This is a genomic window from Pseudomonas sp. NPDC098747 (genome assembly GCF_044760045.1).
Lineage (GTDB): Bacteria > Pseudomonadota > Gammaproteobacteria > Pseudomonadales > Pseudomonadaceae > Aquipseudomonas.
The window spans coordinates 64,652-77,335 of sequence record NZ_JBIWAL010000015.1 but is presented as its reverse complement, the minus strand read 5'-3'; the positions used below and the strand labels follow the sequence as shown (position 1 = coordinate 77,335).

At 58.2% G+C, this 12,684-nt stretch carries 14 protein-coding genes; 2 read left to right on the top strand and 12 right to left on the bottom strand.

Annotated features, from left to right (window positions below; all coding sequences use genetic code 11):
* Nucleotides 1–343 precede the first annotated feature (343 nt).
* Nucleotides 344–1,165 carry a c-type cytochrome gene (locus ACIQVE_RS12285; RefSeq protein WP_402808444.1) on the top strand — a complete coding sequence of 274 codons (822 nt, stop codon included), beginning with the start codon at nucleotides 344–346 and terminating at the stop codon, nucleotides 1,163–1,165.
* Between the two features lie 121 nt (nucleotides 1,166–1,286).
* Here the strand turns inward: ACIQVE_RS12285 and ACIQVE_RS12280 are convergent, their stop codons facing one another.
* The 10 genes from ACIQVE_RS12280 to ACIQVE_RS12235 all read right to left on the bottom strand — a co-directional run bounded on the left by ACIQVE_RS12280 (nucleotide 1,287) and on the right by ACIQVE_RS12235 (nucleotide 10,575).
* Nucleotides 1,287–2,090 carry a transglutaminase N-terminal domain-containing protein gene (locus ACIQVE_RS12280; RefSeq protein WP_402808355.1) on the bottom strand — a complete coding sequence of 268 codons (804 nt, stop codon included), beginning with the start codon at nucleotides 2,088–2,090 and terminating at the stop codon, nucleotides 1,287–1,289.
* Nucleotides 2,087–3,037: an alpha-E domain-containing protein gene (locus ACIQVE_RS12275; protein ID WP_402808353.1), complete on the bottom strand. Its 951-nt coding sequence runs from the start codon at nucleotides 3,035–3,037 to the stop codon at nucleotides 2,087–2,089. The genes ACIQVE_RS12280 and ACIQVE_RS12275 overlap by 4 nt, the downstream gene beginning before the upstream one ends.
* A 12-nt stretch (nucleotides 3,038–3,049) precedes the next feature.
* Nucleotides 3,050–4,459 carry a circularly permuted type 2 ATP-grasp protein gene (locus ACIQVE_RS12270; RefSeq protein ID WP_150601308.1) on the bottom strand — a complete coding sequence of 470 codons (1,410 nt, stop codon included), beginning with the start codon at nucleotides 4,457–4,459 and terminating at the stop codon, nucleotides 3,050–3,052.
* A gap of 486 nt (nucleotides 4,460–4,945) precedes the next feature.
* Nucleotides 4,946–5,293, bottom strand: coding sequence for a ribonuclease E inhibitor RraB (locus tag ACIQVE_RS12265; protein WP_042558460.1), 348 nt, complete (start codon nucleotides 5,291–5,293; stop codon nucleotides 4,946–4,948).
* Between the two features lie 210 nt (nucleotides 5,294–5,503).
* Entirely contained in the window at nucleotides 5,504–5,737 is a 234-nt protein-coding gene (locus ACIQVE_RS12260; RefSeq protein ID WP_402808349.1) for a hypothetical protein, read from the bottom strand.
* Between the two features lie 316 nt (nucleotides 5,738–6,053).
* Nucleotides 6,054–6,929, bottom strand: a complete 876-nt coding sequence (gene speE / locus ACIQVE_RS12255) for a polyamine aminopropyltransferase (protein WP_402808347.1) — start codon at nucleotides 6,927–6,929, stop codon at nucleotides 6,054–6,056.
* Nucleotides 6,930–7,175: 246 nt separating this feature from the next.
* Nucleotides 7,176–7,367, bottom strand: a complete 192-nt coding sequence (locus ACIQVE_RS12250) for a PLDc N-terminal domain-containing protein (RefSeq protein ID WP_150601305.1) — start codon at nucleotides 7,365–7,367, stop codon at nucleotides 7,176–7,178.
* A gap of 71 nt (nucleotides 7,368–7,438) precedes the next feature.
* Nucleotides 7,439–7,969 carry a hypothetical protein gene (locus ACIQVE_RS12245; protein WP_402808344.1) on the bottom strand — a complete coding sequence of 177 codons (531 nt, stop codon included), beginning with the start codon at nucleotides 7,967–7,969 and terminating at the stop codon, nucleotides 7,439–7,441.
* A gap of 152 nt (nucleotides 7,970–8,121) precedes the next feature.
* The gene (locus ACIQVE_RS12240; RefSeq protein ID WP_402808341.1) at nucleotides 8,122–8,640 is read right to left on the bottom strand and encodes an ankyrin repeat domain-containing protein; all 519 of its coding nucleotides are present in this window, start codon (nucleotides 8,638–8,640) and stop codon (nucleotides 8,122–8,124) included.
* Between the two features lie 96 nt (nucleotides 8,641–8,736).
* On the bottom strand, nucleotides 8,737–10,575 hold the full coding sequence (locus ACIQVE_RS12235) for a long-chain-acyl-CoA synthetase (RefSeq protein WP_402808339.1): 1,839 nt from the start codon (nucleotides 10,573–10,575) through the stop codon (nucleotides 8,737–8,739).
* Nucleotides 10,576–10,959: 384 nt separating this feature from the next.
* Between ACIQVE_RS12235 and ACIQVE_RS12230 the strand changes: the two genes are divergently transcribed.
* Entirely contained in the window at nucleotides 10,960–11,238 is a 279-nt protein-coding gene (locus tag ACIQVE_RS12230) for a DUF3509 domain-containing protein (protein ID WP_402808336.1), read from the top strand.
* Between the two features lie 184 nt (nucleotides 11,239–11,422).
* Here ACIQVE_RS12230 and mtnC read toward each other — a convergent pair whose 3' ends face one another.
* Together mtnC and ACIQVE_RS12220 are read right to left on the bottom strand one after the other, a co-directional pair.
* On the bottom strand, nucleotides 11,423–12,106 hold the full coding sequence (gene mtnC / locus ACIQVE_RS12225; protein ID WP_402808333.1) for an acireductone synthase: 684 nt from the start codon (nucleotides 12,104–12,106) through the stop codon (nucleotides 11,423–11,425).
* A 4-nt stretch (nucleotides 12,107–12,110) separates the two neighbouring features.
* Nucleotides 12,111–12,656, bottom strand: a complete 546-nt coding sequence (locus tag ACIQVE_RS12220; protein ID WP_402808330.1) for a 1,2-dihydroxy-3-keto-5-methylthiopentene dioxygenase — start codon at nucleotides 12,654–12,656, stop codon at nucleotides 12,111–12,113.
* Nucleotides 12,657–12,684: the final 28 nt, after the last annotated feature.

The window sequence follows — 12,684 nt, the reverse complement described above, 5'->3', positions numbered from 1 at the left end:
AGCCATGCGTGACGCGGGCCCTAAGGTAGAACATGTACGTCATGGTCGTCGGGTTTTGCCGAGACAGGCGTTCTTCAACAGGAAGTGCATCGCTTGCCGTTATGGATATGCAGGCAGGCATCAGGAAATAACAAAAAAGGCGGTCAAGCCATGTTCAAACAACCGAAAGTTCGTCAAGCAGGGCTCATTCTTTTCGCCACGACGCTGTTGTTGATTTTGCCGAATTTGACCAAGGTGATCGGCTGACTCAAGCGGTAGACACCCGTTATCGCCACTGGAAAATGTGACTGGCCCGCTACCCGGGCCAGCGTGGCTGTGCCAATCTCTGCGCACTTTTCACGACATGGACGGCGATCATTTGAAAGCGCTCATTGTGTTTGGCGCCTTGCTGCTAAGCATGCCTTTGTCTGCCGCACAGCTGGATTTACAGCTGGGCGCAAACAGCCGCATCTGGCAGACCGAGGAGCTGCTCAAGCATCCTCAAGTGCAAACCCTCACGGTAAAAAACGATGTGTCCTACAAGAAGGACATGACCTATCGCGCCGTGCCCGTGGCGGCGTTGCTGAGCGGAATCAAACCTGAGGACCATCTGCAAGCGGTAGCGCTGGATGGTTTTGCCGCCGAGTTGGCAGCGGCGCCGCTGCTCAATACCCAAGGCGCGCGGGCGTGGCTGGCGATTGAAGACCCCGCACATCCGTGGCCCCCGTTGTCAGCGGGCAAGCACAGCGCCGGGCCGTTCTATCTGGTGTGGACCAATCCGCAGGCTGGCAATATCAGCCCGGAGCAGTGGCCATTCGAGGTGGCCAGCATCAAGCGCATGGCGCCGGTGGCTGAGCGCTTCCCTGCCCTGCTGCCGGACCCAGCACTGAAAGCAGATGACCCGGTGAATCAGGGTTTCGCGCTGTTTCAGAAGAACTGTCTGGCCTGTCATCGCTTTAACGGTGCAGGAGATGCGCAGTTCGGGCCGGATCTGAATACTCCGTATAGCCCGACCGAGTATTTCGGCGCGGATTTCTTGAAGCGATACATTCGTGATCCGCAGAGCTTGCGCCAGTGGCCGCAGGCGAAGATGCCGGGGTTTTCTGCTGATGTGCTGCCCGATGGGGATTTGCAGATGTTGATCGGGTATTTGCAGCACATGGCTGGGCGCAAGGTTAATCCTTGATGCAATTCCCACTGTGGGAGCGAGCTTGCTCGCGAAAGCGGTCGTCCAGTTACATACATCTTGAATGTAATGCCGCCTTCGCGAGCAAGCTCGCTCCCACAAGGATTAGTTTGTTGCTCTATTACTGTTGTTGGACAGAAATCACCGGAGTCGGCGACACGAACACCTTCGCATGCATCTGCTCACACCCGCCGCCCCGGCGCATGCCGCGAACCGGGCAGGCATCCAGATAATCCAGACCCACCGCCAACTTCAGGTGTCGCTCCGGACGCGCCAGTTGGTTGGTCACGTCGAAGCTGTACCAGGCGTCGTCAAGCCAGGCTTCCGCCCAGGCATGGCTGGCCAGGTGTTCGCAATCTTCGCTGTACAGATACCCCGAGACATAGCGCGACGGAATTCCCAGACTGCGCGCGCACGCCAGAAACGCATGAGTGTGGTCCTGACAAACACCGGCACGTCCGGCGAAGGCCTCGATGGCGCTGGTGTCGACTTCAGTTGAGCCCGGCGTATACGTCATGTGCTGATTCAGACCGTGCATCAAATCAATAAAAGCCGTGCGGTCGCGGCGTTGCTTGCAGGATTTTTCCGCAAACCCACGTAGCGCTTCGTCAGCCTCGGTCAATCGGGTAAAACGCAAAAATGGCAGCGCCGATTGGCTCTCATGTTCGGCCTCGCGCAATTCGTCGATATCAACCTGGCCACGCGCACCGATGATGATCGCTTCATGCGGCTCGTCCATGGTCAGCACATGCAGGATGTTGCCGAACGGATCGAGTTGCGCGCGCACCGGACGCGGCAGGTCGAGCTGCCAACTCAGCACGTGTTGACGTTCGCTGTCGTGTGGGGTCAAGCGCAGGTACTGGATGCTCGCCCGCACCTGATCTTCGTAGTGATAGGTGGTCTCGTGGCTAATCGAAAGTCTCATGCAGCCTCCAGGTAGGAACTGTGAATGGCGTTACCCAACTGGCGCACCAGCGGGATGAATTCGGTCAGCCAGGCGTGCAGGCCTTCCTCGAGAATTTCGTTGATGCCGGTGTAGCGCAAGCGCGCGTCCATTTCTGCCGCCAAGCGCTGTGCCGGTCGACCGTTGGCCCCCGGCAACTGCGCGAGAATCTGGTCGATCTCCTCAGTGCAGGCGCGCAGCGAACGCGGTACGTCGGCACGCAACAGCAGCAGCTCGGCGACATGCCGGGCACCGGGAGCGTCGCGATAGATTTCGGTGTAGGCCTCGAATGACGACAACGCTCGCAGCAACGCACTCCACTGGTAATACGCGTGGGCGGTGCCGTCACTGACAGCTTCGGCCTGATCACCGGCCATTTCGTAGCGCGCATCGAGCAGGCGCAGCGTGTTGTCTGCGCGCTCGATAAAGGTGCCTAGACGAATAAAGCGAAACGCATCGTTACGCATGATCGTGCCGTAAGACGCACCGCGAAACAGGTGCGAACGCTCCTTGATCCACTCGCAGAAACGACTCATGCCATAACGGCTGAGGCCCTGCTCGGCGATCCCGCGAATCTCCAGCCATGTGGCGTTGATGTTTTCCCACATGTCCGCAGTGATGCGCCCGCGCACCGCGTGCGCACTGGCCCGCGCGGAACCGAGGCAACTGTAGATGCTCGCCGGGTTGGCCGCATCGAGGGCGAAGAAATGCAGCAGGCGTTCGGCATGCAGCTCGCCGTGGCGCTCCAGATAATCGTCAAGCGTGCCAGTAATCAACAGCGGCATCGCCAGTTCGTGCAGACCGTCACCGCGACCGTCCTGCGGCATCAGCGACAGCGAATAACTGATGTCGAGCATCCGTGCGAGGTTTTCCGCCCGCTCCAGGTAACGCGACATCCAATACAGATCCGAGGCAGTTCTACTTAACATGGCAAGCTTCCTTCAATCCTCGACCACCCAGGTGTCCTTCGTTCCGCCACCCTGGGAGGAATTCACCACCAGAGAGCCTTCGCGCAGGGCAACACGGGTCAAACCACCGGGTACGACCCGGGTTTCGCGCCCGGACAATACGAACGGGCGCAGGTCGATATGGCGCGGCGCAATGCCGTTTTCGACAAAGGTCGGGCAGGTCGACAGCGACAGCGTCGGTTGCGCGATATACGCGTGGGGTTTGGCCTTGATCCGCTCGCGAAAGGCGTCAATTTCCGCCTTCGTCGACGCCGGCCCCACTAACATCCCGTAACCGCCGGAGCCCTGGGTTTCCTTGACCACCAGATCCGGAAGATTGGCCAGCACGTGGGAAAGCTCAGACGGGTTACGGCACTGCCACGTCGGCACGTTTTTCAGGATCGGTTCTTCATCGAGATAAAAACGGATCATGTCGGTGACAAACGGGTAGACCGATTTGTCATCCGCCACGCCGGTGCCGATCGCGTTGGCCAGCACCACATTGCCGGAGCGATAGGACGACAGCAGCCCCGGCACACCGAGCATCGAATCCGGGTTGAAGGCCAGTGGATCGAGAAACGCATCGTCGAGCCGGCGGTAGATCACATCCACGGCTTTCGGGCCGTCGGTGGTGCGCATGAAGACTTTGTCGTCACGCACGAACAGATCCGCGCCTTCGACCAGTTCAACACCCATCTCCCGCGCCAGAAACGCATGCTCGAAAAACGCACTGTTGAAGCGCCCCGGCGTCAGCACCACCACGCTTGGATTATCGATGGGGCTGGAGCTCTTCAGGGTATCGAGCAACAGGTTCGGATAATGGTCGATCGGCGCAATGCGCTGGGCGGCGAACAGCTCCGGGAACAGGCGCATCATCATTTTGCGGTCTTCGAGCATGTAGCTCACGCCGCTCGGGGTGCGCAAATTATCTTCGAGCACGTAATAGGTGCCGTCGCCATCACGCACCAGATCGACGCCAGAAATGTGCGAATAGATATCGCGGTGCAAATCCAGACCCTGCATCGCCAACTGATACTGCTCGTTGGCCAGCACCTGTTCGGCGGGAATGATCCCGGCCTTGATGATGCGTTGCTCGTGATAGAGGTCGGCGAGGAACATGTTCAACGCCTTGACCCGCTGGATGCAGCCGCGCTCGACGATCCGCCATTCGCTGGCAGGAATGCTGCGCGGAATGGTGTCGAAAGGAATCAGGCGCTCTGTGCCCTGCTCGTCCCCGTAGAGCGTGAAGGTAATCCCGGCGCGATGGAACAGCAGATCGGCCTCGCGTCGCCGTTGCGCCAGCAGTTCATCAGGCGTGTCGGCCAGCCAACGGGCAAATTCCCGGTAATGCGGGCGAACCTGGCCGCCGGCATCGTACATCTCATCAAAATAGGTGCGGATCATGCCGTACTCCTTGTCACCCGGACCTACAGGCCTTCGCAAGGCCCGTGCCATCGGCATAAACGCTTTGATTTCAATTGGTTGGATATTCACGTCGCAGGCGCCGCACCATTCCTGTGCGGCAAATGCCCCAACCTGATCGCCCCCGCCTCATTGCGACGCAGTGCAGTCGCCTATCACCAGCATAGTCAGAGTTGATTTCACTGCTCGGTGTCAGCTGCGGATAATCCGCGCATTCGCTGCAAAACTTCGCCGCTCACAGCACCACGAAGCTGCCAGCTCAACTGACCTGGACTGCCCCGGCAGCCCACCCCGCGTTAACCCTGACCGGTTTCCTCTCCTTATCGGTCTTCCCTTTTAGCCACCCTCTGCGGTGGCTTTTTTTTGCTTTGGATTCTTGTTTCAGGGTTTTGCCACAGCAATTTGCGGACGCCGCAAACAACAACGGCCGACCCAAAGGTCAGCCGTTGCTTACGTTCACGCAAGAGATCAGTTCAGACGGTAGCGACTACGCACCTCCTGCTTCACGCCCCAGCCCTCGATGATGCCGCCCAACGGCTCGACCACAGCGGAAAAGCCCTGCTCGAAATCGCCGATATCGTCATAGGTTGCGTACATCACCTTGCTTAATTCCAGAGACCACGCGCCGTCGTCGCGCGCGCTGACCTGGGCATTGATGGATTCACCGCGAAATTTGCCTGCTGCCCTGCGCGCCCGCTCCTCGTCCGGGAAAATCGCGTAGAACTCGATGGGATGGAACCGGGAAAAATCGAAACCGCCTTCTTTCATGCGGCGCAGAACATTGCTGCTGATGTCTTCTTGATAGGCTGTGCTCATGAATCGTCCCCCTCGGATAGATGGATAGACTTTCCGTATTCCCGCCCCGGGCCTGACAGGCCAAAGTACTACGGCAACGTGGTTGCTGCGGGAAACAAGCATGTAGCTGACAAGACCAGACCTTAGCGATCCATTCGCTGATCTCACTTGCAGAGTAGCCCCAAGATAGAGCAGCTGCCAAGGCCTGGTGATTGAAGTGACAGGATTATTTCAGACGGGAGTGATACTGAGGATTTCTATACTGTTCTGCGCTTTAAGACTTTTGACGGCAGCATCGGGGGTACGCCCTTCCAGATCGTTGAGATCCAGCTCGGCGGCGACAGGCAGGAACCGTTCCTTGATGAGTTTGGCGGCGTGCTCATGATTCGGGCATTCCTCGCACTCGAAGACTTCGTCAACTGATTCACCATGATCATCCACGAAAGTGACTTTCCACTTTTGCATCGGAGCCTCCTCGATCAAACCCGCAAATGGGCTTACCTCTATCTCGACTTTTGGCGAGATTGATCGTTCAAAAAGGATTGCAGCGGGCGAGGATGAAAAAACTGACATCTAGCCCGTGGGGGGGGGGCAGGCTTTTGTGGTGAGGGAATTTAGCGAAACGTCGCACCGCCCCGATGGGGCGCGCAGCGCACCCAAACCCGACAAACGCGGTCTGATTGGTCAACCGCGTTTGCCGATTTCACGACTGCCTCGCAGTCGATCGGGGCGGTGCGACGTTTCGCTAAATCCCCTCGCCACAGGGGATCCCATCGATTCCTCAGTCGTTGCTTGGCTTGTTGATCGCCTGCAATACGTACTGCGGCAGTGCGAACGCACCGATGTGGATTTCCGGGTTGTAGTAGCGGGTAACGATGCCGCTGCCGATGAAACGCTGTTGCAGGGTTTCGCGGCTCAGCTTGCGGTACGCAGGGTTGGTCGAGCCCCAGGCGAAGGTCATCGAACCGCCGATGTAGGTCGGCACCGCCGCTTGATAGAAGTGCCAGTCCGGGAACAGGCTGCGCAGGCGACCGGCGGTGGTTTTGACTTCTTCGATCTGCATGAACGGCGTGCCGTTCTGGGTCACTAGGATGCCGCCTTCGTTCAGGCAACGGTGGCAGGCCTGGTAGAAGTTTTCCGAGAACAGCACTTCGCCCGGGCCGATCGGGTCGGTGGAGTCGGAAATGATCACGTCGAATTTTTCAGTGGTGGTGGCGACGAAACGCATGCCGTCATCGATCACCAGGTTCAGCCGTGGATCGTCGTAAGCGCCCTTGGAATGCTCCGGCAGAAACTCTTTGCACATCTCGACCACGGTGCCGTCGATCTCGACCATGGTGATGTGCTCGACGCCCGCGTGCTTGGTCACTTCGCGCAGCATGCCACCGTCACCACCACCGATGATCAGCACGCGCTTGGCGGCGCCATGGGCGAGGATCGGTACGTGGGTGAGCATCTCGTGGTAGATAAATTCGTCGGCTTCGGTGGTCTGGATCACACCGTCGAGTGCCATGACACGGCCCATGCGCGGGTTCTGGAAGATCACCAGGTGCTGGTGTTCGGTGCGCACTTCGTGCAGCAGTTTTTCCATGCGAAAACGCTGGCCGTAGCCTTCGTAGAGGGTTTCCAGGTACTCGCTGGTTTTGGTGACGGTCATGGTCAAGTGCTCCGATGAATGCGCGGGCGTTTATCGTGGGGACGATTGCCCGGGAAAGGCGCGCATTCTACGTTGCCGAAGATGACAGGTCGAACCTCACTTCATCGGCTGAACACAAAACAATCCCTGTGGGAGCGAGCTTGCTCGCGAAGGCGTCCGGTCACTCAGTATGGATGTCGACTGGCAATCCGCTTTCGCGAGCAAGCTCGCTCCCACAGGGAATGCCAGTGGCCGTGAGAAGTGCGATTAGATCCGGACGCTGCCCCGTGGCCCGGCGATTGCCCAGATGATCAGGCCCAGCACTGGCAGGAGGATAATCAGCAGCACCCAGACGATTTTCATCCCGGTGGAGACGCCGCTTTTCAGCACATTGATGATTGCCCAGATATCGAGGGCAAGAATGATCAGGCCAATCAGACCGTTGAACGTGGAACCCATGGTGTCGCTCCAGAATAGTGGCATGCACTTTTAGGATAGACGGTCGCGCGCAGGGTTCCCTTTTATTGTGCTCAGACGTGAACGGCGACCTTCAAGGCTTCCAGCGAAGGCGCGGCGGCGATGCCGATTTGCGCGCACAACTCCAGCACACGCGGCACGTCGTCGCCATAGACCAGCACCACTTGCAGCTCATCATCAAGCAACTGGCTGAAGTTCATCAGCGTGTATCCGCCGTTCTCCTTGTTCAGGCTGCTCATCTGCACCTGGATGCGGTTGAGTGCGGTCAGCGCTTCGGTTTTGGCCAGTTGCTTGGGCTTGAGGTTGAAGTCCACGGTCGGGCCGAACGAGGCGACGATCTGAGCGAACAGGTCGACGTAGGTGTCAGCCTGGAACAACACGGTTTCCGGCAGGCTGCCGACCACAATCCACTCGCCCAACGGGATCGGGAAAGTGTCGTCGTAGTTGATGTCCGGGTTGGCAGCCAGAAATGCATCGGCGTCGGCGTAGGCCTGTGCGGCTTCGTCGGCCACTTTCAGGATCTCGTCCTCGCCCATGCAGCCGGAGCTGATTTTGCTGATGAGTTCGACGAGTGCGGCTTTCATGAAGGCGGATCCTGTGGCGAAGATGAATTTTGAGGGCGCGGAGGATAGCGCACAAAGCAAAAGATCGCAGCCTTCAGCAGCGCCTACACAGATCAGCGGCGATGCACGCAATCATGTAGGCGCTGCCGAAGGCTGCGATCTTTTAACAATCGTCAGGCCAGCAGTTTTTCCAGCTGCGCCGTGGTATCGACGGCGCCCATGGTCCGCGCCGCGTCGACCGCAGTAACGCCATTGGCATCCTTGGCTTTCGGGTCGGCGCCCTTGCTGATCAGGTAATCAACGATTTCAACACGGTTGAACATCGCCGCCATCATCAGTGCAGTCCGACCATCAAAGGCCGAGCCTTCAATTTCCGCACCTGCTTCAACCAGCGCCTTGACCACCGCCAGATCGCCTTTGAACGCGGCACCGGCAATCGGGCTCTGGCCGTTGCCATTGCGCATCTCGGGGTCAGCGTTGTGTTTAAGCAGCACTTGCACTGCATCGACATGGCCGTAATAGCTGGCCAGCATCAGCAAAGTATCGCCCTTGCTGTTTTTCAGGTTCACCGGCAAACCGGCGCTGACCAGTCGATCGAGCATCAGCGCATCACCGTCGCGCGCCTTGTTGAAAACCTGCTCGGTGAATTCGGCAGCTTCTTCAGGGGTCATCTGGCGGCTTTGGTCGGACATGGGGCAACTCCACTTCGGTCAATCGGAAAGCCGACAGTTTCCCGAGCGCGACGATAGCTGTCACCCCCTTTTTCTGAAAATCGCCCATAGCCAGAATCAATAACGGTATTTGCCCTGATGAATTTCAGCCAACACTTCATCAGTCACCAGCACATACGTCTGCGTTCCGGGCAGCCAGGCGAATATCGGGTCAGCGCCCGTCTGGCCGGGATCAAAGCCTTCGTTTTTCAGGCGCGTTTTCTGATATTTGAAGGTGCCGGTGGTTTCCATTTTCACCTTCACCCGCAGGAACAACGGCACCGCATAGGCAGGCAGGCGTTGTCGGGCGAATGCCAGCAACTCGGCGAAATCCAGCGTCGCCAGGGATTCGGCCGGGGTAATCGCCGCCATGCCGGCGCGCCCATTGGTGTTGTGAATTTCCACGCCGTACGCCACCGCCTCGGAAATATGCGGATGTTGCAGCAGCAGGTTTTCGACTTCAGTGGTCGAGACGTTTTCGCCCTTCCAGCGGAAAGTATCGCCGAGGCGATCAACAAACTGTGCGTGGCCGAAACCGATGTTGCGCAGCAGATCACCGGTGTTGAAAAAGCGATCACCTTTGCTAAACACATCGTGCAGCACAACCTTGGCGGTCTTCTGCGGATCAGTGTAGCCGTCCAGCGGCGCCTTTTCGTCGATCCGCGCCAGCAGCAAGCCCTGCTGGCCCTTGCCGACCTTGCGCATAAAACCGTCAGCACTGCGGATGGGCTCACCGCTGTCATGGTCGTAGGCGACTAGTTCCCAAGCCATCAGCGAAAAACCGATGGTGTTGTCGAAGTTGAGAATGTTGGTGAAACCGATATTGCCGTCGCTCGCCGCATACAGCTCGCAGATATGCTCGACGGCAAAGCGTGTCTTGAATTCGGCCCAGGCGCCGGGGCGCAAGCCGTTGCCGATCATCTTGCGCACCTCGTGACGGCTGTCCTCGGCGCTGGCCGGTTGATCGACCAGATAGCGGCACAACTCGCCGACGTAACCAATGGTGGTCGCGCGATAGCGGCGCACGTCGCCCCAAAACTGACTGGCGCTGAATTTACGGCGTATCGCAAAACCCGATGCACCGTTGATCGCTGAGCCCCAGCACACACAGAGGCCGGTGGCGTGGTACAGCGGCAAGGTGCAGTAGACGACATCGTCGGGGCGCATGTTCAGCGCGATCATGCCGAAGCTGGTCGAGCTGCGCATCCAGCGACCGTGCTTGAACACCCCGGCTTTGGGCAGGCCGGTAGTGCCGGAGGTGTAGATGTAGAAACACGGATCGTCGAAAAACACCTGTTGGCTGCTCAGCGGATTTTCACTGGAGGCATCGACACTGGTGCTGATCAGGTTGACGTAGCCTTCGGGCGCAATGCCCGGGTGGCTGCTGGTGTCCTGATCGGCGACAAACCAGCTACGCTGCGGCGCAATCGATACCTGATCGCGCACCGCTGCAAACGCCGGGAGGAGTTCTTCGCCGACCACAATCGCCACCGGCGCTACCAGATTCACGCTGTGAATCAGCGTGTCGCGGGTCAGCGAAGTATTGAGCAGCGCGCTGACGGCACCGAGCTTGGCCAGTGCCAGAATCGTCACCAGCAACTCAGGGCGATTTTCGATGAACACCGCGACCACATCGCCCTTGCCGATGCCCTGCTCGCTCAGATAGTGGGCGATGCGGTTGGCCCACTGGTTGACTTGCGAATAGCTCAGCGATACCTCGCCCTGCATTAAGGCCGGGCCATCGGGGTTGCGCAGAGTCGCTTGTTCGAACGTCCAGCCAAGGCCACAGCTTTGCGTCGGATCCGTGACGTTGGCTACCTTCATACCCTTGACCACGCGTGGAATGGCCCTGGCAATCATCGGCAGCTTGCGGAGCATCATGCCCCAGGTAATCGTGTCGCTTGGCGCTTGACTCATGGAAGCTCCCCGTTCGACCTTGGCGTGGTGGCCGATGTTTTCTTATTGTCGGGCTGATGCAACCGACGCATTCGAGCGAGGGTCGAGACTGAAAGTACGTCAGCGCTTCTCGGGCTGTACACGCGGTTTTTGCAATGTTTTGTATCCGCACGGGCGGCGGCGATGCCGATGATTCAGAAACGCTCGATTGGTTCCGTTAATTGCTGAACGATCCCGCAAAATGCAGGATGCACGATGGCCATTCATGCAGTTTGCACGACCCTGTAAAATTCTATGAATTACAACTCATTGATTTAAAAGCATTTTATTTTTTATCAGTGCTGGCACAATCACTGCAACCTCCTCTGCATGCTTGCCATTCAAGTGCATACGGAGCTGAAAAACATGAGCCTGATCCAAGAAAAATTTACCTCCCTGTTCTCCAACTTCGACGTCACCACCTCCCCGCGTCCCGATGGCGGGATTCTGCTGACCCTGCGCAGCGCCGACGGCAAGGTGTTCAAACGCGCACTGACTTATCAGCAAATGCATGCCGGTGACCAACTGTCGTGGGCAATCAGCGCGATTCGTCGTGACTTGGCCGAACAGGCCAGCGAGTTGCCGCAGATCGCCATGCTGCAAAGCCAACAGCGCTTTGCCCTGCCGACGTATCACTCGCTGTAACTGCTTAAGAACTCGTTAAACAAAACAGGCCGTGAAGCTTTCGCTTCACGGCCTGTTTTTTATGTTTCATACAAAACCTTGTGGGAGCGAGCTTGCTCGCGAAGGCAGTGTGTCAGGGAATAATTTTTTATCTGATACTCCGCCTTCGCGAGCAAGCTCGCTCCCACATTGGATTTTTGTTCAGTCAGAACGCTTCCGGTTCGATTCCGGTAAAGCTGTCGACGGTTACGTGGCCCGCCAACTCTCCGCCATCGCGAGCCAGACCGCAGGTCTGCATACCGGCTACCAGAGCGGCGTCTAGCTCTTCAACGATGTCCGACAAAAATAATATTTGCGCAGGTTCAACGCCAATCGCCTGTTGAATGTTCGTGTAAGACTGCGCCTCGCGTTTCGGTCCGGACGTGGTGTCGAAATAGCCGCTGAACAGCGGCGTCAGATCACCCGCCTCCGAGCAGCTGAAAATCAGCTTCTGCGCCTGGATTGAGCCAGACGAGTAGACGAACAGTTGATAACCCGCCTGGTGCCAGCGTTGAAGTGCTTCAACAGCATCCGGGTAAACGTGTCCCTTCAACTGCCCGGCCTGATAACCCTGTTCCCAGACCATGCCTTGCAACGCTTTAAGCGGCGTGGCTTTGCGGTCTTCGGCAATCCAGCTCAAAAGGATTTCCACAACCCGTTCAACGTCGGCCCGGGGTTCGCTGCTGTCGCGGCGTACGGCGTCGAGCTGCTCAGCGACATCGGCACGCTCAGCGCTCTCGCGTACGAAGTCCGGCAGGTGTTTGGCTGCGTACGGAAACAGCACGTCGAAGACGAAACTGACCGCGCTGGTGGTGCCTTCGATGTCGGTGAGGATGACTTTGATCGACATGGGCTCAGTCCTCCAGACGCGGGAATCGGCCGGGGATGTCTTCGCCGGTAAAATTGGCAACCCAGCCGTCCGGGTTGTTAAACAGGCGAATCGCGACAAAGTGCGGATGTTCGCCCATGTCGAACCAGTGCTTGGTGCCGGCGGGTACCGAGATCAGGTCATTCTTCTCGCAAAGTACGGCGTACACGTAATCGTCGATGTGCAGGGTAAACAGCCCACGGCCAGCGACGAAGAATCTGACTTCGTCTTCACCGTGGCGGTGTTCTTCGAGGAACTTGGCACGCAGCTCGGCTTTTTGCGGGTGGTCGCTGTTGAGGCTGATGACGTCGACGGTGATGTAACCACGCTCGGTCATCAATTTGTCGATCTGCTCCTGGTAAGCGCTGATCACCTCTTCCTGGGTAGCGCCGGGCTGGATCTTCGCGGTGGCTTGCCAGCGGTCGAAACGCACGCCCTGCTCGGCCAGCGTCGAGGCGATGTCTTCGAGATGGGTCAGCACCTTGTTCGGAATGTCAGGGCTGGAAACGTGATAGACGGACAGGCTGCTCATTGGGGCAATTCCTCGGTATCGGCCTTGC

What these genes read in the sequence shown, in the direction of transcription:
- ACIQVE_RS12220 (WP_402808330.1), bottom strand. Translation starts at nt 12,656, where the DNA reads ATGAGCAGCCTGTCCGTCTATCACGTTTCCAGCCCTGACATTCCGAAC.
- ACIQVE_RS12265 (WP_042558460.1), bottom strand. Translation starts at nt 5,293, where the DNA reads ATGAGCACAGCCTATCAAGAAGACATCAGCAGCAATGTTCTGCGCCGC.
- speE (WP_402808347.1), bottom strand. Translation starts at nt 6,929, where the DNA reads ATGACCGTCACCAAAACCAGCGAGTACCTGGAAACCCTCTACGAAGGC.
- ACIQVE_RS12285 (WP_402808444.1), top strand. Translation starts at nt 344, where the DNA reads ATGGACGGCGATCATTTGAAAGCGCTCATTGTGTTTGGCGCCTTGCTG.
- ACIQVE_RS12240 (WP_402808341.1), bottom strand. Translation starts at nt 8,640, where the DNA reads ATGTCCGACCAAAGCCGCCAGATGACCCCTGAAGAAGCTGCCGAATTC.
- ACIQVE_RS12250 (WP_150601305.1), bottom strand. Translation starts at nt 7,367, where the DNA reads ATGGGTTCCACGTTCAACGGTCTGATTGGCCTGATCATTCTTGCCCTC.
- ACIQVE_RS12245 (WP_402808344.1), bottom strand. Translation starts at nt 7,969, where the DNA reads ATGAAAGCCGCACTCGTCGAACTCATCAGCAAAATCAGCTCCGGCTGC.
- ACIQVE_RS12280 (WP_402808355.1), bottom strand. Translation starts at nt 2,090, where the DNA reads ATGAGACTTTCGATTAGCCACGAGACCACCTATCACTACGAAGATCAG.
- ACIQVE_RS12260 (WP_402808349.1), bottom strand. Translation starts at nt 5,737, where the DNA reads ATGCAAAAGTGGAAAGTCACTTTCGTGGATGATCATGGTGAATCAGTT.
- ACIQVE_RS12270 (WP_150601308.1), bottom strand. Translation starts at nt 4,459, where the DNA reads ATGATCCGCACCTATTTTGATGAGATGTACGATGCCGGCGGCCAGGTT.
- mtnC (WP_402808333.1), bottom strand. Translation starts at nt 12,106, where the DNA reads ATGTCGATCAAAGTCATCCTCACCGACATCGAAGGCACCACCAGCGCG.
- ACIQVE_RS12235 (WP_402808339.1), bottom strand. Translation starts at nt 10,575, where the DNA reads ATGAGTCAAGCGCCAAGCGACACGATTACCTGGGGCATGATGCTCCGC.
- ACIQVE_RS12275 (WP_402808353.1), bottom strand. Translation starts at nt 3,037, where the DNA reads ATGTTAAGTAGAACTGCCTCGGATCTGTATTGGATGTCGCGTTACCTG.
- ACIQVE_RS12230 (WP_402808336.1), top strand. Translation starts at nt 10,960, where the DNA reads ATGAGCCTGATCCAAGAAAAATTTACCTCCCTGTTCTCCAACTTCGAC.